Origin of the sequence: Enterovibrio baiacu (genome assembly GCF_004120195.1) — a bacterium.
In the GTDB taxonomy this organism is placed as follows: domain Bacteria; phylum Pseudomonadota; class Gammaproteobacteria; order Enterobacterales; family Vibrionaceae; genus Enterovibrio; species Enterovibrio baiacui.
Genome location: NZ_SCHN01000011.1, coordinates 74887 through 99242 on the forward strand (window position 1 = coordinate 74887; position 24356 = coordinate 99242).

24 protein-coding genes are annotated in these 24356 nt (G+C 47.2%); 19 read left to right on the forward strand and 5 right to left on the reverse strand.

Translation table 11 applies throughout. The features are described from left to right. Positions 1-29: 29 nt before the first annotated feature. Positions 30-770, reverse strand: coding sequence for a sporulation protein (locus EQP46_RS12835; RefSeq protein ID WP_167482767.1), 741 nt, complete (start codon positions 768-770; stop codon positions 30-32). Positions 771-1015: 245 nt separating this feature from the next. Further along, on the reverse strand, positions 1016-1795 hold the full coding sequence (miaE, locus tag EQP46_RS12840) for a tRNA isopentenyl-2-thiomethyl-A-37 hydroxylase MiaE (protein WP_167482769.1): 780 nt from the start codon (positions 1793-1795) through the stop codon (positions 1016-1018). A gap of 137 nt (positions 1796-1932) precedes the next feature. Between miaE and EQP46_RS12845 the strand changes: the two genes are divergently transcribed. From EQP46_RS12845 to EQP46_RS12855, 3 genes are all read left to right on the forward strand, one after another. After that, positions 1933-2259, forward strand: a complete 327-nt coding sequence (locus EQP46_RS12845) for a hypothetical protein (protein WP_129494046.1) — start codon at positions 1933-1935, stop codon at positions 2257-2259. A 12-nt stretch (positions 2260-2271) separates the two neighbouring features. Continuing rightward, a complete protein-coding gene (locus EQP46_RS12850; protein ID WP_129494047.1) occupies positions 2272-2961 on the forward strand; it encodes a helix-turn-helix transcriptional regulator in 690 nt (229 codons plus the stop codon). 114 nt (positions 2962-3075) lie between these two features. Continuing rightward, the gene (locus EQP46_RS12855) at positions 3076-3603 is read left to right on the forward strand and encodes a fasciclin domain-containing protein (RefSeq protein ID WP_129494048.1); all 528 of its coding nucleotides are present in this window, start codon (positions 3076-3078) and stop codon (positions 3601-3603) included. A 117-nt stretch (positions 3604-3720) separates the two neighbouring features. Here EQP46_RS12855 and EQP46_RS12860 read toward each other — a convergent pair whose 3' ends face one another. Continuing rightward, on the reverse strand, positions 3721-5277 hold the full coding sequence (locus tag EQP46_RS12860; protein WP_129494049.1) for a SulP family inorganic anion transporter: 1557 nt from the start codon (positions 5275-5277) through the stop codon (positions 3721-3723). 414 nt (positions 5278-5691) lie between these two features. After that, positions 5692-8817 (reverse strand): ribonuclease E, encoded by a 3126-nt coding sequence (gene rne, locus EQP46_RS12865; protein ID WP_129494167.1) that lies wholly within the window; start codon positions 8815-8817, stop codon positions 5692-5694. Between the two features lie 525 nt (positions 8818-9342). Between rne and rluC the strand changes: the two genes are divergently transcribed. Further along, complete coding sequence (gene rluC / locus EQP46_RS12870; protein ID WP_129494050.1) at positions 9343-10287, forward strand: 23S rRNA pseudouridine(955/2504/2580) synthase RluC; 945 nt, start codon at positions 9343-9345, stop codon at positions 10285-10287. A 17-nt stretch (positions 10288-10304) separates the two neighbouring features. Next, on the forward strand, positions 10305-10934 hold the full coding sequence (locus tag EQP46_RS12875; protein ID WP_276320901.1) for an HAD family hydrolase: 630 nt from the start codon (positions 10305-10307) through the stop codon (positions 10932-10934). 75 nt (positions 10935-11009) lie between these two features. Here the strand turns inward: EQP46_RS12875 and EQP46_RS12880 are convergent, their stop codons facing one another. Further along, entirely contained in the window at positions 11010-11597 is a 588-nt protein-coding gene (locus EQP46_RS12880) for a Maf family protein (RefSeq protein WP_129494052.1), read from the reverse strand. Positions 11598-11843: 246 nt separating this feature from the next. On the opposite strand from EQP46_RS12880, the gene yceD reads away from it, so the two are divergent. From yceD to ptsG, 14 genes are all read left to right on the forward strand, one after another. Then, on the forward strand, positions 11844-12365 hold the full coding sequence (gene yceD / locus EQP46_RS12885; RefSeq protein WP_129494053.1) for a 23S rRNA accumulation protein YceD: 522 nt from the start codon (positions 11844-11846) through the stop codon (positions 12363-12365). 15 nt (positions 12366-12380) lie between these two features. Then, the gene (gene rpmF / locus EQP46_RS12890) at positions 12381-12551 is read left to right on the forward strand and encodes a 50S ribosomal protein L32 (RefSeq protein ID WP_016961383.1); all 171 of its coding nucleotides are present in this window, start codon (positions 12381-12383) and stop codon (positions 12549-12551) included. Between the two features lie 9 nt (positions 12552-12560). Then, positions 12561-13586: a phosphate acyltransferase PlsX gene (plsX, locus tag EQP46_RS12895; RefSeq protein ID WP_129494054.1), complete on the forward strand. Its 1026-nt coding sequence runs from the start codon at positions 12561-12563 to the stop codon at positions 13584-13586. 5 nt (positions 13587-13591) lie between these two features. Beyond that, positions 13592-14554, forward strand: coding sequence for a beta-ketoacyl-ACP synthase III (locus tag EQP46_RS12900; RefSeq protein ID WP_129494055.1), 963 nt, complete (start codon positions 13592-13594; stop codon positions 14552-14554). A 14-nt stretch (positions 14555-14568) separates the two neighbouring features. Continuing rightward, the gene (fabD, locus tag EQP46_RS12905) at positions 14569-15492 is read left to right on the forward strand and encodes an ACP S-malonyltransferase (RefSeq protein ID WP_129494056.1); all 924 of its coding nucleotides are present in this window, start codon (positions 14569-14571) and stop codon (positions 15490-15492) included. A 56-nt stretch (positions 15493-15548) separates the two neighbouring features. After that, on the forward strand, positions 15549-16283 hold the full coding sequence (fabG, locus tag EQP46_RS12910) for a 3-oxoacyl-ACP reductase FabG (protein WP_129494057.1): 735 nt from the start codon (positions 15549-15551) through the stop codon (positions 16281-16283). 157 nt (positions 16284-16440) lie between these two features. After that, entirely contained in the window at positions 16441-16677 is a 237-nt protein-coding gene (gene acpP, locus EQP46_RS12915) for an acyl carrier protein (RefSeq protein WP_007467184.1), read from the forward strand. A gap of 98 nt (positions 16678-16775) precedes the next feature. Next, a complete protein-coding gene (gene fabF, locus EQP46_RS12920; RefSeq protein ID WP_129494058.1) occupies positions 16776-18014 on the forward strand; it encodes a beta-ketoacyl-ACP synthase II in 1239 nt (412 codons plus the stop codon). Between the two features lie 75 nt (positions 18015-18089). Beyond that, a complete protein-coding gene (gene pabC, locus EQP46_RS12925; RefSeq protein WP_129494059.1) occupies positions 18090-18899 on the forward strand; it encodes an aminodeoxychorismate lyase in 810 nt (269 codons plus the stop codon). Further along, a complete protein-coding gene (gene mltG, locus EQP46_RS12930) occupies positions 18896-19909 on the forward strand; it encodes an endolytic transglycosylase MltG (RefSeq protein WP_129494060.1) in 1014 nt (337 codons plus the stop codon). The genes pabC and mltG overlap by 4 nt, the downstream gene beginning before the upstream one ends. Further along, the gene (gene tmk / locus EQP46_RS12935; RefSeq protein ID WP_129494061.1) at positions 19906-20538 is read left to right on the forward strand and encodes a dTMP kinase; all 633 of its coding nucleotides are present in this window, start codon (positions 19906-19908) and stop codon (positions 20536-20538) included. Before mltG ends, tmk begins: the two co-directional genes overlap by 4 nt. After that, the gene (gene holB / locus EQP46_RS12940; protein WP_129494062.1) at positions 20528-21490 is read left to right on the forward strand and encodes a DNA polymerase III subunit delta'; all 963 of its coding nucleotides are present in this window, start codon (positions 20528-20530) and stop codon (positions 21488-21490) included. The genes tmk and holB overlap by 11 nt, the downstream gene beginning before the upstream one ends. A gap of 44 nt (positions 21491-21534) precedes the next feature. Further along, entirely contained in the window at positions 21535-22311 is a 777-nt protein-coding gene (locus tag EQP46_RS12945) for a TatD family hydrolase (protein ID WP_129494063.1), read from the forward strand. A gap of 532 nt (positions 22312-22843) precedes the next feature. After that, entirely contained in the window at positions 22844-24274 is a 1431-nt protein-coding gene (gene ptsG / locus EQP46_RS12950; RefSeq protein WP_129494064.1) for a PTS glucose transporter subunit IIBC, read from the forward strand. The last annotated feature ends 82 nt before the right edge of the window (positions 24275-24356 follow it).

Genomic DNA, 24356 nt, shown 5'->3' on the forward strand with positions numbered 1-24356 from the left:
CAGGCTTGTCGATGATGCTGTTTAAGGTGTTATGCACCCAGAGTTGATGACAGTGCTTGCTGCACTTCTGTATCTGATGCATCGCGAGAAATGGTGAAAGAACGGTACATATCACCGCGTCCCATTGCGCGATCGATTTCTGCGAGGCAATGAATGCGGTCGCCGTCCAGAATGAAGGAAAGTTCGATTTCCTTTTTACTGAAGAATCCGCTGTTTTGAAATTCCAATTCTTGGTAACAGCCAGAACGTGAGGAAAAACCGTTGCCGTTCAATTGACCTTGCTCAACGTCTGCTTTGACCATGCGGTAGCCTTCGCTCTCAAGCAGGTTGATCACTCGCTGTACCGCAGGCAGAGGGCGAATTTCTAAGTAATCTCTGTCCGTTGGGTCGATAGCGAAATCGATGTCTAGCGACGTTTCAACCCACACTTTTGATTGGTTGTAGTTAGCTGAAACTGCGGTGATAGGCGTTTCGTCATGTAATGGCATGTCGAAAGAAATCGATCTTTCTTCACCCGGTTGGAACACGAAAGGGTCAACGGCTTGCATCGAACCCAAAATGAAATTCTGATAACTCACGCTGTCGTCAGATTCCACTTTTACTTCGGTACACAGTTTGAGTGAAATGGCATCGACTTGTTGTTCAATGTCGCCACCTTTAATGTGAATGGTGCCGGTTAGCATTGCGCCTTGGTAGACAGATTCGTTGTCTAACACGGTGTCGACTTTAGCAGCACCAATACCTAATGATGCTTTCAATTTTTTAAACATGCTTGTCCCTTTTTCTTTGTGGCAATTCTCTTTGCTCATCTCTTATTTACACACACCTGCCAATGTAGACAAGCGACAATAATGATAATTCCCTGCATTCCCAATTCGTTGATAAGCAATCACTCTCGAAGGAAATGAGCGTCACCTTATGTTGATTTAGATGGAGTGTTAGATAACGAGGTTGAACATTGAAGGCGATGTTGTGCTGGCAACGACCCACAAATTCGCTGAGGGTCGTGAACCGTTTACGCGGCTTGCAGCGGCGACCCGCTATGGAAACGGAACATGTCATCCGGTGATTGGATAAGCATTGCTTCTTTTTCGCCGATCAGTTTGATGCGTTCTTGAATGTCTCCGCCCGCGATGGCGGCGGCTAAGGTCAAGTAGTCCTGATAGTGGCGCGCCTCTGAGCGTAGCAGTGAGATATAGAACTTCTGCAGCTCCGCATCAAGATAGGGGGCAATCTTTGCAAAGCGCTCGCAAGAACGCGCTTCAATGTATGCACCGACAATCAGTTTATCGATCAATGTGGCAGGTTCATGCGTTCGCACGGCTGACATCATCCCTTTCGCATAGCGGCCCGCATGCAGAGGCGAGTAGGGCATGTCACGCTTTTCCATGATCTCGATAACTTGCTCAAAATGATGGAATTCTTCTTTAATCAAGCGAACCATTTTGTCGATCAGTTCTTGGCCGTGTACAAAGCCGGCTTTGGGTTTTAATGGGGCGCTCAACCCATTTTTCTTGGCATGAAATGCACCGTCATGTTGGCGTTTGTACACGAAGTCTTCATAGGGTTTTGCCCACTCAAGAAGCAAGGCGCCACTGTCTTTGTCGATGCCGTATTTGCGAATCAACCACATTGCGGTTTGCGCAGCTTTTAGCTCGCAGTTCGCGTGGTCACGCAGCAAGATGGTTTCATTCTCTGGTTTAATGGCTTCATCTATCCATGCCTGTGGCGTTTCGCAGTGGAGAAATCCACGAACGGGCTCTAAGAGTTGTTCTAATTCTTGGCTAAGTTGCATCGACATTTCTGTTCTTTTTTATGGTGTTGAGGGCATTGATTATACAAGCAGCGAGAGTTGAGAGAAACTCTCCTGACATGTTCTGTCAGTAGCTGGCAGTAAGCTTCTTTCAACCCCACATGAAAGGAGAAAACACCATGGATAACATCGTTGAAACGGTACGCTTTAAATTGAAAGAAGGCACGGAAGTGCAAACCTTCCTTGCTGCGGCAGAAGGTACGTTGCCTTACATCAGTGGCTGCGAAGGGTTTGTTTATCGCTCATTGAGTTTGAATGAAGAGACACAAGAGTGGACGGACATTGTGTATTGGACCAACCTCACCAATGCGCAAGCGGCATCAAACAACTTTATGCAAGATGCTGGTGCGCAAAAAATGGTGTCACATATTGATGGCGCTACACTTGTTATGGCGCATGAGTCCGTCAAAATGAGTGTCATGGGTGAGTGTGTAGAGTCAGCTTAGCAAGGAAGTTAAATGAGTAAATCGGAACGTTTGTTTGAGCTGTTAACCCTGTTGCGTTCTAAGCGTTACGCGGTGACAGCCATGGCGATGGCAGAAGAGCTAGGCGTCAGCGAACGCACGATTTACCGTGATGTCCAATCTCTGCAGCTTTCAGGTGTGCCGATTGAAGGCGAGGCAGGGGTTGGGTATCGATTAGGCAAAGGGTCTCATTTGCCTCCACTCATGTTCACTGAAGAAGAAATGCTCGCCATGGAACTCGGTATGCGCATGGTGAGAGCATGGTCCGACAGGCAACTGGCTGCGGCTTCTCATTCTGCATCAAGAAAAATCCATTCCATCTTACCGGATCATATTCGTGCCCAAATAGAGGAGTTTCCAATAGAGGTTCCTGCCTTTCATGTTGGCAGTGATAATGCCGAGCGCAACGAGTTGTTACGGGAGGCGACAGCACAGCTGAAAAAAATCCACATTCATTATAAAACTGGTGAAGGAATCGTGTCTGATAGGGTGGTACAGCCGCTTGGACAAGTTTATTGGGGCAAAGTATGGACCTTGGTCGCTTGGTGTGAATTAAGGAATGACTACCGAAGTTTCCGTATCGATAGAATTATAAATGTCGACATGTTAGCGGATAATTTTTCCACAAACAGCGAGAAATCTTTTCAGCATTATTTAGCCGCGAGCTATGGTTGCGAGAAATAAACTTTATTACATCAGGTAAACCATTTTAAACATCCCGCCGTAATGTCTTTTCGCTGATCAGCTAAATCGAGCAGGTGCTCACAACCTTTCAATAAATGGAATAGGAGAAATCATATGATTTCTACGAAGGTCGTATCGTCTCTAAAATCAGCACTTCTATCTGTGTTCGTTGTATTTGCAGTCTCTGCTTGCAGCGCACAAGCTAAACATCACGAGTCAATGCACGAAAAACCAAAACAAAATATCGTTGAAATAGCAGCAGGAAACCCAGATTTCAGTACGCTAGTCGCAGCAGTGAAAGCGGCTGGCCTTGTTGAAACGCTTCAAGGGAAGGGGCCCTTTACGGTTTTTGCACCCACCAACGAAGCATTTGCAAAGCTACCAGCAGGCACAGTTGAAAGCCTATTGCAGCCAGAAAACAAAGACCAGCTTGTTGCGATTCTTACGTATCACGTCGTGCCAGGGAAAGTGATGGCAAAAGACGTGATAGATCTGACAGAGGCAACGACAGCGCAAGGCAGTGTTATCTCAATCGACACCATGAATGGCGTGAAAGTCGATAACGCCAATGTGGTCGCGACAGATATCGAAGCATCAAACGGCGTTATTCACGTGATTGATAGCGTGATTATTCCCAATTAAAACGGTGCTTTCTCACCCAGACAGTATGGGGCGTAAGCAAGGACAAAAACAAAAAAGCGAGCCATCGGCTCGCTTTTGTTTTTACTGAGAACCCAAATGGGTACCAGACGGTGGGGATTATCCCAGTAGGTCGTCTGCTACTTTGTAGTTTGGATCTTCAATGTGGTTGATTTCAACCAAGCTTCCCGCTTTCGTCAGTAGCGCCTGACAATCTGACGACAAATGGCGAAGGTGCAGGGTTTTGCCTGATTTGTTGTATCGGTCTGCCAAGGTATCAATCGCTTCAATCGCGGAATGGTCAGCAACGCGAGATTTACCAAAATCTACGATAACGTCGCTTGGGTCATTCTGTGCATCGAATAGCTCAAGGAAGTTAGCCACTGAGCCAAAGAACAGTGGGCCATTCACTTCATAGATTTTTGAACCTTCTTCGTTGATGTGGCTTGTCGCGTAAATGTGTTTTGCGTGTTCCCATGCAAACATCAACGCAGAAACAATCACACCAACAATCACGGCAATCGCAAGGTCTGTCATCACGGTAACAACGGTGACGAGCACGATGACAAAGAAATCTTTCTTAGGTACACGGCGTGCCAGTTTGAAGGTTGCCCATTCAAAGGTGCCGATAACGACCATGAACATCACACCAACAAGCGCTGCCAGTGGGATCATTTCAATCATTGAAGACGTGAACAAGATGAAGCAAAGCAGTGCAAGTGCGGCAACAATGCCCGATAGACGGCCACGACCGCCTGAGTTTACGTTGATCATTGACTGACCAATCATCGCACAACCGCCCATTGCACCGAACACTGAACAGGTTACGTTCGCCACGCCTTGACCCACACACTCGCGGTTACCGTGACCACGTGTGCCTGTCATTTCATCAATAACGGTCAGCGTCAGTAGTGACTCAATTAAACCCACTGCAGCAAGAATCAGAGCGTAAGGCAGAATGATGTACAGCGTTTCAAGGTTAAACGGCACGGATGGAACAGAAAACGTTGGGAGTGAACCTGCCAATGTTGCGTTCTCATCACCGCTCATTGAGCGAAGGAAATCCACCACGGTGCGGGTATCAAGATCCAGTAGCACTACCGCTGCTGTCACAGACACGATAGCGACCAGTGAAGACGGTACAGATGTGGTCAGCTTAGGCAGGAAGTGAATGATTGCCATGGTGATAGCCACCAAGCCAAGCATTAGCATCATTTGATTGCCTTGAAGCCAGTCTAGGTTTCCTGCTGCATCGGGTGCTTTGAATTGGCCTAACTGTGCAAGGAAAATAACAATAGCCAAGCCATTAACGAAACCAATCATCACAGGATGAGGCACCATGCGGATGAATTTTCCGAGCTTGAATACACCGGCAGACACTTGGAAGAGACCAGCAAGCATAACGGCGGCAAAAAGGTATTCGATGCCGTGCTGAGCCACCAGGCTGACCATGACTACGGCCATTGCGCCTGTTGCGCCCGAAATCATGCCTGGGCGTCCGCCAAGAATTGATGTTAATAAGCCCATAATGAACGCAGCGTAAAGACCAACCATTGGGTCTACACCTGCGACAAAGGCGAATGCGACGGCTTCAGGCACAAGTGCAAGCGCAACCGTCAACCCTGACAGTACGTCGTTTTTCACTGAGTGCTGGGGGAATTTTGGAAATTCAAACATTATGTAAATTACTTGTCTTTAGATGGGTTAAAGGGAATCACACAACATCGCTAGCGGTAGCAAAACGATCGTCCTTGTAATCACTTAGCTAGCAATTAAACGTTCTTTCTATAAACAGCTGTCTCAACTGTTAAATGCTTGCGGATACTACCTAATAGTGTGATTTTGTTCAATGTTCGTGACGTAATTGTGAATCTATCTAATAAAGATATCAGTGATTGATATGGTGAAACGACCGCCAGAAATGCGTGTATTTCCCATAGCATTAGGGTAGTCGTGTTCGGGGATAACGTAACGAAAACATTAAATATTTATACCCAAGCAACCTCTAGGTTCGCGTTCACCGAGAGTTTGTTTAGGTATAAATAAAAAAAGAGCCATGACATGCATGGCTCTTTCTATACCAGCCTGAACTTAGAAGTTAGGCTTGGTCGCTGGTGCTGCAGCACGGCTTGTTGCCGTGTCGCTACCAGCTTGTTTGGTTTGAAGACGCTCAGCTCGGAATTCTGCAATCGCGACTTGGATTGGCGCAGAAGACACTTCTGGAGCAGGTGCTTTCGTCATTGGAGACGTTGCACGGCGACAGCGAATTACAGAAGTTTCAGCAGGTTTTTCTGCTTCAACCGTGGAGATTTCGCTCGCTTCAATCACTTCTTTGATATCTGCTTTCTCTTCGTTCTGAACAGGAGCAACTGGTGCTGATTCAACCACTGCTTCTTCAACTGCCGCTTCTTCAGCCGCAACTTCTTCAACCAAGGTTTCTTCAATCACTGCTTCAGGTGCTTGCTGCACAGCAGGCTCTTCCGATACTGCATTTACAGTCAGTGGAAGCTCTTCGCTCAATGCATCTGCGCCTTCAGATTTGGCTTTTTCTTCCAAAATCGTTGGTGCAGTCGGACGAGGGAAGACTTTACCCATTGCCATTTCAGGGAAAGCAACACCGCCTAGGGCTGGTTTCGCTTCAACAGCGGCTTCAACAACCGTTGCTGCTGGTGCTACGTCCGCAATCACTTCTTCTGCAACAACAGGTGCTTTCTGTGCCGCTTTTGACGGCCATACTTTACCCATTGCCATTTCTGGAGAAGCCACACCCGATTTCAGAACAACCTTGTTGCGCTTTTCAACAACAGAAACTGCCGTTTCCATCATGTCTAGCTGGTCAAGACCTTGCTCTGTAGATTCAGTGTCGTTTTCTTCGCGGTAGTTACGACGACGACGCTGGCCACTTGCACGTAGGTGACGAGGTGAACGACGGTTACGGCGTTTCTCTTCACGTTGCTCAGTTTGCTCACCATCTTGTGCAACAACAGTGTCATTCACGTCAGCTTGTTTTGCTTCGGCAGCAACGGCTTTGCCCATCTCTTGAAGAGGGTTTGCAGCAACGTTTTCTTGCTCAACAGACGTATCGCCTACGCGAATCTTTTTGTTTAGCTTGCGGCGTTGACGGCGTTGTTTAACTTTTTCCGTCTTCTCCGCTTTTTCCTGCTTCTCAACAACCGGTGCGTCTTCTTTTACAGACTTCGCGACTTTCTGTTGTTGACGCTGTTCCGCTTTCTCTGCTTTATCAACAGGCTTGCGGTTTTGCTTCTTAGCAGGTCTTTCTTGACGTTCTGCGTTGCCGTTGCGCTCGTTACGCTCATTGCGTTGCTCGTTACGATCTGACGTTTCTGAACGGTCTTTACGACGTTGTGGACGCTTCTCGTTGCGCTCTTGCTTGCCGTTTTCATCGCGTTGATTGTTGCGTGAACCACGACGATTGCGGTCTTGCGAACGTTTTTGATCACGACGATTACGGTTTTCTTGTTTTGGTTCTTCTTTCTTCTCTTGCTCTGGCTCAGAAGCAAACAGACCAGAAATGAAGCTAACCAAACGCGAGAACAAGCCTGGTTGTGCTTCAACTTCTTTCGTTGGTGCTGGCTTCGCTGAAGGTGCTGGTGAAGCGGGCGCAGAGAAGCCTTGCAGTGCAGGCTCTTCACGTTTCTTCACGATACGTTCAGCAGGTGCATCATCTTTCGCTTCTGCTTCACGAATAGCTTCCAATTGCTTAGGCAAGTGGTAAGAAAGTGTGCTGTTTTCATCGCCGCCACGGACACGCAACACTTCAAAGTGTGGTGTTTCCATGTCTGCGTTTGGCACGATCACAACGCGTACGTTGTGGTATTTCTCTACGTGCTGAACAGAGCGGCGTTTTTCGTTAAGCAGGTAAGAGGCAACAGGCACTGGCACGATAGCCATGACTTGTGATGTGTTCTCTTTCAATGCTTCTTCTTCGATCAAACGAAGAATGGACAGCGACAGGGATTCGTTATCACGAATCACACCTGTACCTGTACAACGAGGACAAATGTGGTGGCTCGCTTCTGCCAAAGACGGGCTCAGGCGTTGACGAGACATTTCTAGAAGACCGAAGCGCGAAATACGGCCGATTTGAACGCGAGCACGGTCCATACGAACAGCTTCACGTAGGCGGTTTTCAACTTCGCGCTGGTGGCGAACAGGGGTCATATCGATAAAGTCGATAACCACCAGGCCACCCAAGTCGCGTAGACGTAATTGACGTGCAATTTCGTCAGCTGCTTCTAGGTTAGTTTGAAGTGCTGTTTCTTCGATATCTGAGCCTTTTGTTGCACGGGCTGAGTTGATATCGATAGACGTCAATGCTTCGGTTGGGTCGATAACAATCGAACCACCAGATGGCAGACGCACTTCACGTTGGAATGCAGATTCAATCTGGCTTTCGATTTGGTAATGGCTGAATAGAGGTACTTCACCTTCATAGCGCTTAACGCGCTGCAGGAAGTCAGGACGGGTCGCCTGAATACGCTCACGCGCCTGATTGAAAACTGTTTCGCTATCAATCAATACTTCACCGATATCACGGCGTAGGTAGTCACGGAATGCACGGGCAATCACGTCACTTTCTTGATAGATAAGGAAAGGGGCATTTTGAGAATCTGCAGCACCTAGGATACGTTCCCAGTTGTTCAGCAGATAGTTCAAATCCCATTCAAGTTCTTCGGCTGATTTGCCAACGCCTGCGGTGCGAACAATAAGACCCATGCCTTGTGGCAGTTTAAGGCCAGACATTGCTTCTTTTAGTTGGCTACGCTCTTCACCTTCGATGCGACGAGAAATACCGCCAGCACGTGGATTATTAGGCATAAGAACAAGGTAACTGCCTGCTAGAGAGATGAATGTGGTGAGGGCTGCGCCTTTATTACCACGTTCTTCTTTGTCTACCTGAACAATCACTTCTTGACCTTCTTTCAACACCTCTTTGATGTTTGGACGGCCTTGATAGCTGTAATTGTCTGGGAAGTATTCGCGGGCAATTTCTTTAAGAGGAAGGAAACCGTGACGTTCTGAACCGTAGTCAACGAATGCTGCTTCTAGACTTGGTTCAATACGGGTGATTTTGCCTTTATAGATGTTTGCTTTTTTCGATTCATGGCCTGGGCTTTCGATATCTAGATCGTACAAGCGCTGACCGTCAACCAATGCGACGCGCAACTCTTCTTTTTGAGTTGCGTTGATCAACATTCTTTTCATATCAAATTTTTCTCGATTATTTGTCGTTGTTATTAGTTGTCGGATACGAGACAAAGAACGCAATGCTGCCAGGTCCCAAGTCTGACATTAATGCAACCTCACGGCTGGGGAATCAGGGACGCTCTAGGGCACTACTTATTTACCCACTGACACGAAGATAAAGAAGTCTCTTCGGTTTACTCAGTCGGTTTTCCACCACAAATGGCGACAGTCTCTTTGACACTGGTTATTTTTCCCGTCGTGCCAACAAACTAACGGGTGCCTTAATCCTCATGTCTTACGCCAAATGCTGCATGATTAAAACGCGTTGAACTCTCATCGGAATCGAAACTACTAAGAAATAGTGCCGTGAATGGTCAATGTGTCTTGGTTAAAGCGGATTATATTTACTCTGTTTGACGGCAATTTCGCCGTAGTGTGTAAAAAAGCTACAAACTTTTCTACAGTACGGCGCAACTATAGCAGGGACACTTTTTTGCGGCAAATTACTTTGATGCAATGTAGAATCTACGCCCTATGAATACAGAAAAACCTAAAGTGCAATTCATCGACATCTCCGATGACATTGCTGGCCAGCGGATCGATAATTTTCTCCGAAATAGGCTTAAAAACGTCCCTAAAAGTATGATTTATCGCGTTCTTCGCAAAGGAGAGGTGCGAGTTAACAAAAAACGCATAAAACCCGAATACAAGCTTCAAGAGGGAGATGTTATCCGTCTTCCTCCTATCAAGATCCCAGAGACGGCGCAGGTTGAAGCGCCTAACACCAAGCTTGATAGGGTGGCTGAGTTAGAAAATTGTGTGATTTATGAAGACGATCACATGCTTATCCTCAATAAACCGTCTGGAACAGCAGTTCATGGCGGCAGCGGGCTGCATTTTGGCGCGATTGAAGCAATGCGTGCACTGCGCCCTGATGCGCGTTTTCTTGAGTTGGTTCACCGAATCGACCGCGATACGTCCGGCATTTTGTTGATTGCCAAAAAACGTTCGGCGCTTCGTCATCTTCAAGCGCAATTTCGTGAGAAGACAGTACAGAAATATTACTTCGCGTTGGTCATGGGTAACTGGAAACCAAGCATGCGCAAAGTGACTGCTCCTTTACTTAAAAATGAAGTGAACAGCATTGTGCGTGTTAACCCGAACGGTAAAGCATCGGAAACGCGGTTTAGGGTGTTGGAGCAATTTAAAGATGCGACCTTGGTGCAAGCGAGTCCGATTACTGGGCGCACACACCAGATTCGTGTCCATGCGCAATACTCGGGTCATCCTATTGCTTGGGATGATCGATACGGTGACCCACGGTTTGATGCTTACACGAAGAAATTCGGCCTGAGCCGATTGTTCCTTCATGCAGCAAACATAAAGTTCACGCACCCGAGCACTGAAGCGCAAATGGATATCTCTGCGCCGATGGAAAAGAAACTTGAGCGAACGTTAGAAGGATTGCGCACCTGTTAAAGCAATATAAGCTGGTCATCTTTGATTGGGATGGCACTGTGATGGACTCCATAGCACGTATTGTGTCGTGTTTAGAGGAAGCTGCCCGTTTGACGGGTGGTTTGCCTACGCTATCGCCTGAGCAACTAAAGCAAATGATTGGCTTGAGCTTAGAAAAAGGGTTTGTGCTCCTTTACCCAGATGCTCCTTACTCTCTGTTTGAGACGTGGAAGGCGCATTATGGTCAGCAATTTCGAGATGATAACCCGACGCCGCATGGGTTTTATCCAGATGTTGCCACCACACTCGACACGTTGAAAAACGCGCATGGCAAGCTTTTAGGGGTGGCAACAGGGAAGTCACGCATTGGTCTTGATAGGGCGATGGGTGAAACTGAAAGCCAACACTTCTTTGCTGCGACACGTACGGCGGATGAAACATCGTCGAAACCCGATCCTTTAATGATTAACGCGTTGCTCGAAGAGCTCAGTATTAATAAAGAAGAAGCGGTTATGGTGGGGGATACATCTCATGACATGCTGCTAGCAAACAATGCCGGCATTGATGCGATTGGTATTACATGGGGTGTGCATGATGCAGTTACGCTATCTGGATACAACCCTGTGGCAATTGTCGACACACTACCAGAGCTACTCACATTGCCATAGGCTTATGCTTTAGCAGAACTTAGAAATGAAAAAGAGCGAAGATTCGCTCTTTTTTTGTGCCTGAGAAAGACGGTGCTAACCCAATACGTTTACACCTTCTTGTTCTAACATTTCACGCAGTCTAATCAATGGAAGGCCAATCAAGGTGTTTGGGTCTCTGCCATCGAGCTTTTCAAACAGAGCAATGCCTAAGCCTTCGCATTTGAAACTGCCCGCGCAATCGAGCGGAAGCTCGCGCCTCACGTAGTTTCTGATTTCTGGTTCAGTGAGGGTTCTAAAATGCACGTGAAACGGTTCAACGTCAGTTTGAACGTTCCCCGTTGCGCTGTTATAGAGGCTTAAACCTGTATAAAAAGTGATGTGTTTACCTGACGCCGCTTTGAGTTGCTCGAAAGCACGCTCTTCAGTATGCGGTTTACCGAGGATCTTTCCGTCGATCACGCAGATTTGATCGGATCCTATGATCAAGGCGTTGGGATGATCAATAGCGCACGCTTTTGCCTTACTTTCAGACAAGCGCTTCACCAAATCGACGGGATCTTCTTGTTCGTAAGGGGTTTCATCAATATCTGGCGAATGTGTTAGGAAGGGAATCCCCAGCTTTTCTAGTACCATTTGGCGATATTTAGAGCCGGATCCTAGCACGACTGTTTGTTTATTCATCTAACGATGATCCTTTCTCGGAATATTCGTATACGAAGGTCAGTGTAATGTTTTACACTTGCGGAGGCGAGTGGGCATAGGATGTCCGTTGGCAATTCGTGCCCATTCTGTTTCAAATTCGCTAAGTGCCTGTAGTACAGAAAATAACCTTTTCGTCTCTGGACGAGTGTTTATACGCTACGTCTTAGAAGTAAAAGGCTAAATTTCTTTGACTCGGGATACTTTGGAGGCTAGAATTCGCGCCCTATGCAAAAGGTAAAAGTACCACTAACGGTTGACCCGTTTAAAAGTGCGCAAAAGCGACTTGATTATGATGGCATCATCGCAGTTAAGCAGCTCGAGCGTCTTGCAGAGGTAACTGGAGGTGTGATCAGTGATGCTGATGTTAAACTTTCTTTTGATATTGACGCACAAGGACTGAAGATCGTAAGCGGAAACGTGAAGGTCGACGTGAATCTTGAGTGTCAACGTTGTTGGAAAGTCTACCCACATCATTGTGATATCGAATTTATTTACAGCCCGGTTTTCAATGAAGATCAGGTTGGCAATTTACCGGATGCTTATGAGCCGGCATTAGTCGACGAAAATGGTGAGATTAACCTACTTCAACTTATCGAAGATGAGTTGATTGTGGCTTTGCCACAGGTTGCCATGCACGAAGAAGCTGATTGCGAAATCGATTCTGATGGTATGGTTTTCGGGGAAATCCCGCTTGCTGATGAGCGTCCGAATCCATTTGCCGTTTTGAAAAACTTAAAGCAAAAGTAACGAGGAGTAGGGTCAATGGCCGTACAAAAGAGCAAAAAATCACGTTCAATGCGTGGTATGCGTCGTTCACACGATGCGCTAACTACTAGTGCATTGTCTGTAGATGCAACTTCTGGTGAAACTCACCTGCGTCACAACGTGACTGCTGACGGTTTCTACCGTGGCCGCAAGGTAATCAACAAGTAAGGTTGAGCCTTGACTGGTCTAACCATTGCACTTGATGCGATGGGTGGGGATTTCGGTCCCCAGGTAACAGTGCCTGCCTCCGTGCAGGCATTGTTGCATTTCCCTTCGTTAAAAGTCGTACTCGTCGGTGATCACGCTGAGATCACCCGCCAGCTTGTATCGCTGGGTCAAGAACATGCCTCCCGCATATCAATTGTTCATGCGGAATCTTCTATCGCCAACGACACGCGTCCTTCTCAAGCACTTCGCTCGAGTAAAGGTACCTCCATGCGCATCGCATTGGAACTTGTCGCCGATGGCAAAGCTGATGCCTGTGTCAGTGCCGGTAATACGGGCGCACTCATGGCACTCTCTCGCTCCTTATTAAAACTTCTCCCCGGTATAGACAGGCCTGCGCTTGTTTCAGCCCTTCCAACGTTAGGCTCTCAACAAAGCTGGCTACTCGATCTTGGTGCCAATGTTTCAGTCGATGCTGATACTTTGTTCCAGTTTGCCGTAATGGGTTCTGTGCTTGCTGAAGAGCAATTAGGTTATCAACCCACTGTAGGCTTGCTGAATATCGGTGAAGAAGAAATTAAAGGAAATGATTTAGTAAAGCGTTGCTCGGAAATGCTTCAGCAATGCTCTGCAGTCAATTACATTGGTTACGTAGAGGGCAATCAGCTCTATACAGGGAAGGCTGATGTGGTTGTCTGTGATGGATTTGTCGGCAACGTAAGCCTGAAAACCAGTGAAGGGGTCGCAAAGCTGTTTTTAGATAGCTTAAAGCAGCATATTTTGATGAGCCCATTTAAAAAACTGGTGGCTAAATGGTTATTTGGCGAACTATTTACTGCGCTTAATCACCTGAACCCCGACCAGTACAATGGCGCAAGTCTGTTAGGATTGCGCGGCATTGTAGTGAAAAGCCACGGACGTGCTGATATATCCGCTTTCCAACACGCTATCGGGGAAGCGGTCCACGAAGTCGAACGGCAACTACCTAAAAAAATATGTGACCGTTTGGAAGCCGTACTACTCGAGAGGCATTATTAGTCTTCATGTTCAGTAAGATTCTAGGTACAGGCAGCTTTCTGCCTGCCCAAATCCGCAGTAACGCGGATCTCGAAAAAATGGTTGATACCAGTGATGAGTGGATTACTGCCCGAACTGGTATTAAAGAGCGTCGTATCGCGGCAGACAACGAATCTGTTGCGGTAATGGCTTACAACGCTGCTGTACAAGCAATTGATATGGCTGCCATTGATAAGCACGACATTGACCTCATTATTGTTGCTACCACGAGCGGAGAAAGTGCATTCCCAGCCGCTGCGTGTGAAGTGCAGGCCAAACTTGGTATTAGCGGTTGCCCTGCCTTTGATATTGCAGCCGCCTGTTCTGGTTTTGTTTACGCTTTGAGCGTTGCTGATCAGTATGTGAAGTCTGGCATGGCACGTAACGCCTTGGTTATTGGCTCTGATCGTCTTTCTCACATGTGTGATCCGACAGATCGCTCAACCATCATCTTGTTTGGTGATGGTGCTGGCGCTGTTGTTGTCGGTGCGAGTGAAGAGCCTGGTGTGATTTCTACGCACCTACGTGCTGACGGTAAGTTTGGTGAATTGCTGAACTTGAAACATCCTTCGCGCGGCCCGTGTTCTCAAGTGGAAGAATATGCTTGGTTAGAAATGGCAGGGAACGATGTGTTTAAAGTTGCCGTCACACAACTGGCGAATATTGTTTCTGAAACGCTAGACGCCAACCAAATGGAAAAGTCTGAAATTGATTGGCTTGTTCCGCACCAAGCAAACTATCGAATCATTAAAGCGACGGCAAAAAAGCTGGCCATGTCGATGGATCAGGTTGTCCTAACGCTCGATAAACATGGCAATACGTCTGCCGCCTCTGTTCCGACTGCACTTGATGAAGCAGTTCGTGATGGACGCATTCAACGCGGTCAAACGATATTGCTTGAAGCCTTTGGCGGTGGTTTCGCCTGGGGCTCTGCGCTGATTAAGTTTTAATAAGGAAAATTTCTATGTCTAACTTTGCTGTGGTTTTTCCAGGCCAAGGTTCACAAACTGTGGGCATGCTGGCTGAACTGGCTGAACAATTTGATGTAGTAAAACAAACATTTGCTGAAGCATCTGACGTTTTGGGTTATGACCTTTGGGCGCTTGTTCAAAACGGCCCAGACACTGACCTGAACCAAACTCACCGCACTCAACCTGCGCTGCTGACTGCCTCTGTTGCAATCTGGCGTGTATGGCAACAAGAGGGCGGTGCACAACCTACGGTTATGGCTGGTCACAGCTTGGGTGAATACTCTGCACTGGTTTGTGCGGGCGTTGTTGACTTCAAAGAAGCCGTTAAATTGGTTGAGCTGCGTGGTCAATTGATGCAAGAAGCGGTACCTGCTGGCGTGGGTGCAATGTCTGCCATCATCGGCCTTGAGAACGATGCCATTGCGAAAGCATGTGAAGAAGCAGCCGAGGGGCAAGTTGTTTCTCCTGTGAACTTCAACTCACCAGGCCAAGTTGTGATTGCGGGTAATAAAGAAGCGGTTGAGCGTGCAAATGTGCTTTGTAAAGAAGCAGGCGCGAAGCGCGCATTGCCTTTGCCAGTTTCTGTACCGTCTCACTGCGCGCTTATGAAGCCTGCGGCAGACAAACTGGCCGTTGCACTCGAAAGCATCGCATTCTCTGCTCCGTCTATTCCTGTTGTTAACAACGCTGACGTTGCTACAGAGACAGATCCTGCTGCGATTAAATCTGCACTTGTTCGCCAACTTTACGGTCCGGTTCGTTGGACTGAAAGCGTTGAGAAAATGGCAGGTGAAGGGGTTGAGCTTCTGCTAGAAATGGGCCCAGGTAAAGTATTGACGGGTCTTGCTAAGCGTATCGATCGTAAATTGAACGCTGCTGCGGTTAACGATCCTGCTTCTTTGGAAGCGGCGAAGTAATTTCTGGAAACTGCAGCCAGTAATCGCTGGTTGCTGCAATTAAGGAACGAATAAGAATGGACCTGAACGGTAAAATTGCGCTTGTTACGGGTGCGAGTCGCGGTATTGGACGAGCAATCGCTGAAATTCTTGTAGAGCGCGGTGCCACAGTTGTTGGTACGGCTACCTCTGAAAGCGGTGCTGCGTCAATCAGCGACTACTTGGGCGAGAACGGTAAGGGCTACGCGCTTAACGTGACGTCTTCTGAGTCGATCAGTGACGTATTGAAGGCGATCAAAGAAGAGTTCGGTGATATCGATATTCTTGTTAACAATGCAGGCATTACTCGTGATAACCTCCTGATGCGTATGAAGGATGACGAGTGGCAAGACATCATGGATACTAATCTGACGTCTATTTTCCGCATGTCTAAAGCGGTCCTGCGCGCGATGATGAAAAAACGTAACGGACGTATTATTAATGTCGGTTCGGTTGTTGGTACAATGGGCAACGCCGGACAGGCAAATTATGCGGCAGCGAAAGCTGGAGTTGTGGGCTTTACCAAATCTATGGCACGTGAAGTTGCATCGCGAGGCATTACCGTAAATACTGTCGCTCCAGGTTTCATTGAAACCGACATGACAAAAGCGCTGAACGATGATCAGCGTGCAGCAACTTTGGCTCAAGTACCTGCTGGACGTTTAGGCGATCCACGTGAAATTGCGGCGACTGTAGCGTTTTTGGCGTCAACAGATGCAGCCTATATCACGGGTGAGACACTGCACGTCAATGGCGGCATGTACATGATTTGAGCACAAAAGTTGCAACACTAAATGATACAGGTCAAACTCCGACTGTTTATCGAGCAAATCGTGGTTTGACCAGCATTAAGGGTGTTGCAACTTCCACGTTATTGAATAAACTACTGCACATATCGCATCTGCGAATCTTGTAAGGAATAGTATTAATATGAGCAACATCGAAGAACGCGTAAAAAAAATCATCGTTGAGCAACTAGGCGTAGACGAAGCTGAAGTTAAAAACGAAGCATCTTTCGTTGACGATCTGGGTGCAGATTCTCTAGACACAGTTGAGCTTGTTATGGCTCTGGAAGAAGAATTCGATACCGAGATTCCAGACGAAGAAGCTGAAAAGATTACTACTGTTCAAGCTGCTATCGACTACGTTGTTGGCGCGTCTGAGTAATCAGAAAAAAAATTCTTCCAGGCGGTCAATTTGGCCGCCTGAGTTTTTTCTAGCACCTCGAAATTTTAAAGAATCACCTTTCTCCGGAGAATATCATCGTGTCTAAGCGTCGTGTTGTTGTCACTGGCATGGGGATGTTATCGCCTGTAGGTAACACTGTTGAGTCATCATGGAAAGCTTTGCTAGCTGGCCAAAGCGGTATTCAAACAATTGACCACTTCGATACAACAGGCTTTGCAACCAAATTTGCTGGTCTAGTAAATGATTTCAATTGTGAAGATTACATCTCTAAGAAAGATGCCCGTAAAATGGATTTGTTCATCCAGTACGGTATCGCTGCAAGTATGCAAGCACTTGAAGATTCCGGCTTGGAGATCACCGAAGAAAACGCTGAGCGTGTCGGTGTAGCCATTGGTTCGGGTATTGGTGGACTTGGCTTGATTGAAGCTAACCACCGTGCGTATGTCGAAAAAGGCCCACGCAAAATCAGTCCATTTTTTGTACCGTCGACCATCGTAAACATGATCGCCGGTCACGTATCCATCAATTACGGCCTTCGCGGTCCAAACATCGCGATTTCAACGGCTTGTACCACTGGTCTTCACAATATCGGTCACGCGGCACGCATGATTGCGTATGGTGATGCAGACGCGATGGTTGCAGGTGGCGCAGAAAAAGCGTCTACCGAACTAGGCATCGGTGGTTTTTCTGCAGCAAAAGCGTTGTCGACCCGTAATGACGATCCACAAGCGGCTTCGCGTCCTTGGGACAAAGACCGTGATGGTTTTGTTCTTGGTGACGGTGCTGGCATTATCGTGCTTGAAGAATACGAACAAGCAAAAGCACGTGGTGCCAAGATTTACTGTGAGCTTGTTGGCTTCGGTATGAGCGGTGACGCTTACCATATGACGTCGCCTAGCGCAGACGGCTCTGGTGGTGCGCTTGCAATGAAAGCGGCTATCCGCGATGCAGGTATCACGCCAGAAGACATTGGTTATGTAAATGCACACGGTACGTCTACGCCTGCGGGTGACGTTGCTGAAACGAAAGGTATTCGTTTGGCAATGGGCGCAGCTGCAGATAAAACCATGGTGTCTTCAACCAAATCAATGACAGGCCACCTTCTTGGTGCAGCAGGTTCAGCAGAATCTATCTTCACCATCATGTCGCTGGTTGATCAGGCTATCCCGCCAACGATTAACTTGGACAACCTAGATGAAGGCTGTGACCTTGATTACGTTCCACATGAAGCTCGTCAAGTGAAGTTGGATTACGCGCTGTGTAACTCTTTCGGCTTCGGCGGTACAAATGGTTCGTTGATTTTCAAAAAAATCTAAGAATTTTTTGATAGACTAAGGCGGCTCGATACAGTGTATCGAGCCGTTTTTTTATATGTAATTCAGGAACCCGGAATGATTCTGCTCAATGGATTGGTTAGTGATGAGATTTCAATCTCCGATCGTGGTTTACAGTACGGTGATGGCTGTTTTTCTACCCTTTTGGTTGAGAAAGGTATCGTTGCAGCATGGCCGCTACATGAAGACCGATTGCGTAACAATGCATCACGGCTTGGGATCACCAATATTGATTGGCCTTTAGTTGCTTCTTGGGTGCAAGATGCGGCGAAATCTAGCGAAGACACGGACAAAGCGGTTCTGAAAGTGATCATTACGCGAGGAGCGGGTGGGCGAGGCTACAGCCCTGAAGGCTGCAATGCGCCCAACGTCATTATCTCAACGCATGCTTACCCAGCGCATTATGATACGTGGCGAGAGAAAGGCATCGCAATGATGTTGCTCGAGCAACCACTTGGTCTCTCTCCGCTGGCGGGCATTAAACATCTAAACCGTTTAGAGCAGGTGATGCTCAAGCGTGAGGTAGATAAAAGCGGCGTTGAAGATGGTGTCGCGTGCGATATGAGTGGAAACCTCGTTGAAACGTCGGCATCGAACTTGTTCTGGCGAATCGGAAATATGATTTATACGCCAGATCTTCAACGAGCAGGTGTTGCGGGTACGATGCGCGCTCAGGTTATCGAAGCGGCGAAAGCACTCGGGTTCGATGTTCAGGAAGTTCTCTCATCCCCGGATGCGCTATTTCGAGCAGAAGAAGTGTTTATAACAAATGCAGTAATGGGCGTGATGCCTGTTAGATGCGTAGAAACAACAAACTACAGCGCATTTGATGCTTGTAGAGCAATAACATTGAGGTTAAATGCGTGATTAAGAAACTGGCCCTTGTACTTCTTTGTCTTGTATTGGCTGCTGCTGGCGGTGCGTATTGGGCATATGGGGAAATTGAATCGTACGTGAGTGCGCCAATAGACACTCAAGAAACGGTTCTTGTGACGGTACCGGATGGCGCGAATTATCACTCCGTTACCCGTACTTTGATTAATGCCGGTGTCATTTCACCGTCCGAATGGTCAAGGTTTGCAGCAAAAACGCACCCAGAGCTTACTCGATTGAAAGCGGGTACGTATGAAATTGCGCCATCAATGACACTCGCCGATGTGTTTGCCGTGTTTAGAGAGGGTAAAGAGCACCAGTTTGCGATTACCTTTGTTGAAGGCAGTACGTTCAAAGAGTGGCGAGAAATCCTTAATCAAACGGATTACCTGAAACATGACACAGAAAACTTGAGTGAAGCAGACATTGCCAGGAAGCTCGGTTTATCGTCAGAGAAAGTCGAAGGATTGTTGTTGCCAGAAACGTATCACTTTGTGGCGGGGGAGAGCGATCTCTCTATTCTCGGTCGTGCCTCAAAGCAACTTCAAAGGGCTTTGGATTCAGCGTGGGCATCACGTGCTGATAAGCTGCCTGTAAAATCCGCGTATGATTTACTCACGCTTGCTTCCATCATCGAGAAAGAAACGGCTGTGGATGAAGAGCGTGGCAAAGTAGCGTCAGTCTTTGTGAACCGTTTGAATAAGCGCATGCGTTTGCAAACTGACCCGACGGTGATTTATGGCATGGGTGATAAATACGATGGCAACATTCGTAAGAAAGACTTACGCACGCCAACGCCATACAACACCTATGTGATTTCAGGTTTGCCTCCAACGCCGATTGCGATGCCAGGTAAAGCATCGATCATTGCTGCAGCAAACCCTGACAGCACACCTTATTTCTATTTCGTTGCCAGCGGTTACGGTGGCCACAAATTTTCGAAAACGCTCACGGAACATAACCGTGCAGTCCGACAGTATCTAAAAGTATTAAGAAGCCAATGAACGGAAAATTTATCGTAGTTGAAGGCCTTGAAGGCGCTGGGAAAACCACTGCTATCAATAAAGTCATTGAAACACTGAAAGCGCATGGCATCAGCGACATTGAAACAACACGCGAGCCGGGTGGTACACCGTTGGCAGAGCAAATGCGTGCATTGGTAAAAGAAGGCCACCCTGATGAGCCTTTGACTGACATGGCAGAGCTGCTTTTACTTTATGCAGCACGTATTCAGTTGGTTGATAACGTCATAAAGCCTGCGCTTAATCGTGGTGCTGTTGTGGTGGGTGATCGCCATGACATGTCTTCGCAAGCATACCAAGGCGGTGGTCGTGGCTTTGATAAGGCATTGATGCAAAACCTGCGTGATACCGTTTTGGGTGATTTTCGTCCTGATTTCACGATCTATATGGATATTGACCCTGAGCTTGGCCTGTCTCGCGCTCGCGCACGCGGCGAGCTAGACCGTATTGAACAAATGCAGCTAGCGTTTTTCCAGCGTACGCGTGAACGTTATTTAGAACTGGCAGCAGCAGAAGAACATATTGCAGTTATCGACGCATCACAATCGATTGAAGACGTTACACGTGATATTCAATCAGCATTGGAGCAATGGCTGACCCATGCAGGTTAACGTATACCCTTGGCAACATGATACATGGCAGCATTGGCAGCAGCTTCTGGGTCAAGACAGACTTCATCATGCTGTGCTGTTGGCTTCCCCAAAAGGAAGCGGACGTATTGCGCTTACTGCGATGCTGGCGAAAACCATTCTTTGCAAAAATGGCGTCACTGAACCTTGCGGTGTTTGCCATAGCTGCAAGCTGTTTGATGCAGATACGCACCCTGATTTTCACCTACTCAAGCCGGAATCTGAAGGTAAGCAGATAGGTGTCGATGCAGTACGTGCTGTGAATCAGTATGCTTGGGAAACGTCACAGCTTGGTGGGCAACGGGTTATTCTGATTCAAGATGCAGATCGCATGGGTGAGGCGGCGGCGAATGCCGTTTTAAAAACGCTAGAAGAGCCACCGTCCCATTGCCACTTCATTCTCCTTGCTGCATCTATGGAGACTATGCTGCCAACGGTGGTTAGCCGATGTAACAAGTGGAAGCCTAAATTACCGCAAGAAAGCGTTGTGAAGCGTTGGGTTGAAGCCGAGTTATTTGATTCAGTGCCTCTTCAAGTGATCCGTATTAACCGTGGAGCACCGTTAGCAGCGAAAGCATTTGTTGAATCAGGTAGCTTGGGAGCGCATGAAGGGCTACTTGACGCATTTTCGGGCTATGTAGCAAGTAAACAAGGTCTTTTCACGCTCACGGAGAAGCTCATTAAGTCTGGTAACGATGGATTACAGTGGTTGAGTTTTTTATTGTTGGATGTGATGAAGTTGCAGCAGGGGACCCAAGAAGGGCTCGTGCATTGCGAATCTCTGCCGTTAGTTGAAAAGATTGGTCGTGCTGTGCCTGCATCTGTCGTTATACGCCAACTGACAGCGCTAAATAAGTTGAAGAGCGATTTAGTGAAAAGCGCAGGCTTGAACAATGAACTTATGGTCAGTCGCTGGTTGAGTGACTTTCAGTAAGCACCTACAATGCATCGTTTTACAGGAATACCGGAGTTAACAACGTGCTAGTCGATTCACATTGCCACCTTGATAAATTGGATTACGACGATCTGCATACGGATGTTGCAGAGGTCATAGAGAAAGCGAAAGAACGTGGTGTGGATTACCTGCTCTCTGTTGGTGTAACTCTGCGCAGCTTTCCAACCATGATGGACCTGATCCGTCCGTACCCTAATGTGTTTGCATCTTGTGGTGTTCACCCTCTCGATATCGAAGAAGGGTTCGACTTCGATCAGCTGCGCACTTTGGCTGCGGATGACCGTGTTGTCGCGATTGGCGAAACGGGGTTGGATTACCACTACCAGCCAGAACTTGCTGAAAAGCAGCAAGAGGTTTTTCGTCAGCATGTGCGCATCGCGGTTGAGCTAAATAAGCCGCTTATCATTCACACACGTATGGCTCGTGAAGACACGCTGCGTATTCTGCGTGAAGAGAACGCGCAAAAAGTGGGAGGTGTGCTGCACTGCTTCACCGAAAGCTTTGAGATGGCAGAAGCTGCGATTGAGCTTGGTTTCTACATTTCTATTTCAGGCATTGTTACGTTTAATAAAGCGTCGGAGCTGAAAGACGTTGTGCGCCGTTTGCCTTTGGAAAGATTATTGGTTGAAACCGATTCACCGTATCTTGCACCTATTCCGTATCGTGGTAAGCAAAATCAACCGGCTTATGTTCGTGAAGTGGCGGAGTATGTTGGTTTGTTGAAAGGGGTGTCTGCTGAAGAAGTAGCAGCAACCACAACGGAGAACTTTTTCACGTTGTTCTCGACCGCGACGCGCTGAATCACCGCTTTTACTGTCTCTAAAGGGCTGCTTTGCAGCCCTTTTTCGTATTTCTCTGTTACGATTTTCGTAACACGCTACATGTCACGAAGATAAACGAGGTTTGTAACAGTAATTACCCGTTTGGTTTTTATTATTGTTATTTATTGTTTTATCTAATTGAAATTAATAATAAAAAATAAAACATTGTCGCGAAAAAAGACAGGATACATAAGCGTATCAGTGATACTTAATTCGTTACATTAAAAAACATTAAGCCGTTAGGCATTTTAAGTGTCTGAAATTCATTCATAAGGGATGGGTTGTTAATTTAACTCATAAAATACAATGGGTTATGTAGTATCAAAAGTGCTATTCGATACAATTTTCATGTGATCTATATTTAGTTTCTGAACAAACACATCGTGTTACGTAGAGTCATTCGAGCTGCAGTCCTATATTACACATCGAAATACATTGATTAGCAGGTTGTCCTGAACTCACATGTTTCTGAGTTCAACGTACAACTAAAATTATTCTCAGGAGCATAATTATGTTTAAAAACCTGTTTGCTAACCTGCAAAAAGTCGGTAAGGCGCTGATGCTGCCTGTATCGGTATTGCCGGTAGCAGGTATCTTATTAGGCGTTGGTGCAGCAGACTTCAGTTGGCTTCCAAGCGTTGTTTCAGGCGTAATGGAAAATGCTGGTGGTTCAGTATTCGGCCAAATGCCACTGCTGTTTGCAGTAGGTGTTGCGCTAGGTTTCACGAACAATGACGGTGTTGCAGGCCTTGCAGCAATCGTGGGTTACGGCATCATGGCTGCGACCTTGGGTGTGATGGCGCAAGTTATGGGTGTTGATAAAATCGATACCGGTGTGCTTGGTGGCATCCTCGTTGGTGGTGTTGCGGCTTGGGCGTTCAACCGTTTCTTCCGTATTCAACTTCCTGATTACCTAGGCTTCTTCGCAGGTAAGCGTTTCGTTCCTATCATGACAGGCTTCTGTGCAATTGGTCTTGGCCTTGTACTTGCTGTTATTTGGCCACCTGTTGGCGGTGCGATCGCGGCTTTCTCTCACTGGGCAGCAAACCAAAACCCAGTGGCAGCGTTTGGTATTTACGGCATCGTAGAGCGTTCACTTATCCCATTTGGTCTGCACCACGTTTGGAACGTACCATTCTTCTTTGAAGCGGGTAGCTGTGTAAACGCTGCGGGCGAAGCACGTACTGGTGTTCTGACTTGTTACTTGGAAGCAGATGCAGCATCACGCGCTGCAGGTAACGGTTTCGGCCAGCTAGCTGGTGGTTACATGTTCAAAATGTACGGTCTACCTGCTGCTGCTATCGCAATGTGGCACACTGCGAAACCAGAAAACCGCGCGAAAGTGGGTGGTATCATGGTTTCTGCGGCATTGACGTCATTCCTAACCGGTATTACCGAACCAATCGAATTCGCGTTCTTGTTCGTAGCACCAGTACTGTATGTAATCCACGCTGTTCTAGCGGGTACTGCATTCGTACTGACTAACATGCTGGGTATGGTTCACGGTACGTCGTTCTCACACGGTTTGATTGACTTCGTGGTTCTGTCTGCAAACTCTCAGAAAATGTGGTTGTTCCCACTTCTGGGTATCATGTACGCAGTGTTCTACTACGTCGTGTTCCGTGTCGCTATCGTGAAACTTGACCTGAAAACGCCTGGTCGTGAAGACGAAGACGAATCAGTGGCTGTTGCGGGTGGCGAATCAGAAATGGCGAAAGAACTGGTTATGGCATTCGGCGGTAAAGACAACATCACTAACCTAGACGCATGTATCACTCGTCTACGTGTATCAGTGAACAGTGTTGATAGCGTTGACCAAGACAAGCTGAAGAAGCTAGGCGCAGCAGGTGTTGTTGTTGCGGGTGGCGGTGTTCAAGCTATCTTCGGTACCAAATCTGACAACTTGAAGTCAGACATGGACGAGTGGATTCGTAACAACTGATATCCCAATCCATACTCATGACATCAATAGTTACCCCCTAGCTATTGAGATCGAAAAAGGAGAGCCTAGGCTCTCCTTTTTT

Bases quoted from the DNA above. Each gene is read 5' to 3' on its own strand.
- EQP46_RS12835 (WP_167482767.1), bottom strand. From the start codon at position 770: ATGTTTAAAAAATTGAAAGCATCATTAGGTATTGGTGCTGCTAAAGTC.
- miaE (WP_167482769.1), bottom strand. From the start codon at position 1,795: ATGCAACTTAGCCAAGAATTAGAACAACTCTTAGAGCCCGTTCGTGGA.
- EQP46_RS12845 (WP_129494046.1), top strand. From the start codon at position 1,933: ATGGATAACATCGTTGAAACGGTACGCTTTAAATTGAAAGAAGGCACG.
- EQP46_RS12850 (WP_129494047.1), top strand. From the start codon at position 2,272: ATGAGTAAATCGGAACGTTTGTTTGAGCTGTTAACCCTGTTGCGTTCT.
- EQP46_RS12855 (WP_129494048.1), top strand. From the start codon at position 3,076: ATGATTTCTACGAAGGTCGTATCGTCTCTAAAATCAGCACTTCTATCT.
- EQP46_RS12860 (WP_129494049.1), bottom strand. From the start codon at position 5,277: ATGTTTGAATTTCCAAAATTCCCCCAGCACTCAGTGAAAAACGACGTA.
- rne (WP_129494167.1), bottom strand. From the start codon at position 8,817: ATGTTGATCAACGCAACTCAAAAAGAAGAGTTGCGCGTCGCATTGGTT.
- rluC (WP_129494050.1), top strand. From the start codon at position 9,343: ATGAATACAGAAAAACCTAAAGTGCAATTCATCGACATCTCCGATGAC.
- EQP46_RS12880 (WP_129494052.1), bottom strand. From the start codon at position 11,597: ATGAATAAACAAACAGTCGTGCTAGGATCCGGCTCTAAATATCGCCAA.
- yceD (WP_129494053.1), top strand. From the start codon at position 11,844: ATGCAAAAGGTAAAAGTACCACTAACGGTTGACCCGTTTAAAAGTGCG.
- rpmF (WP_016961383.1), top strand. From the start codon at position 12,381: ATGGCCGTACAAAAGAGCAAAAAATCACGTTCAATGCGTGGTATGCGT.
- EQP46_RS12900 (WP_129494055.1), top strand. From the start codon at position 13,592: ATGTTCAGTAAGATTCTAGGTACAGGCAGCTTTCTGCCTGCCCAAATC.
- fabD (WP_129494056.1), top strand. From the start codon at position 14,569: ATGTCTAACTTTGCTGTGGTTTTTCCAGGCCAAGGTTCACAAACTGTG.
- fabG (WP_129494057.1), top strand. From the start codon at position 15,549: ATGGACCTGAACGGTAAAATTGCGCTTGTTACGGGTGCGAGTCGCGGT.
- acpP (WP_007467184.1), top strand. From the start codon at position 16,441: ATGAGCAACATCGAAGAACGCGTAAAAAAAATCATCGTTGAGCAACTA.
- pabC (WP_129494059.1), top strand. From the start codon at position 18,090: ATGATTCTGCTCAATGGATTGGTTAGTGATGAGATTTCAATCTCCGAT.
- tmk (WP_129494061.1), top strand. From the start codon at position 19,906: ATGAACGGAAAATTTATCGTAGTTGAAGGCCTTGAAGGCGCTGGGAAA.
- holB (WP_129494062.1), top strand. From the start codon at position 20,528: ATGCAGGTTAACGTATACCCTTGGCAACATGATACATGGCAGCATTGG.
- ptsG (WP_129494064.1), top strand. From the start codon at position 22,844: ATGTTTAAAAACCTGTTTGCTAACCTGCAAAAAGTCGGTAAGGCGCTG.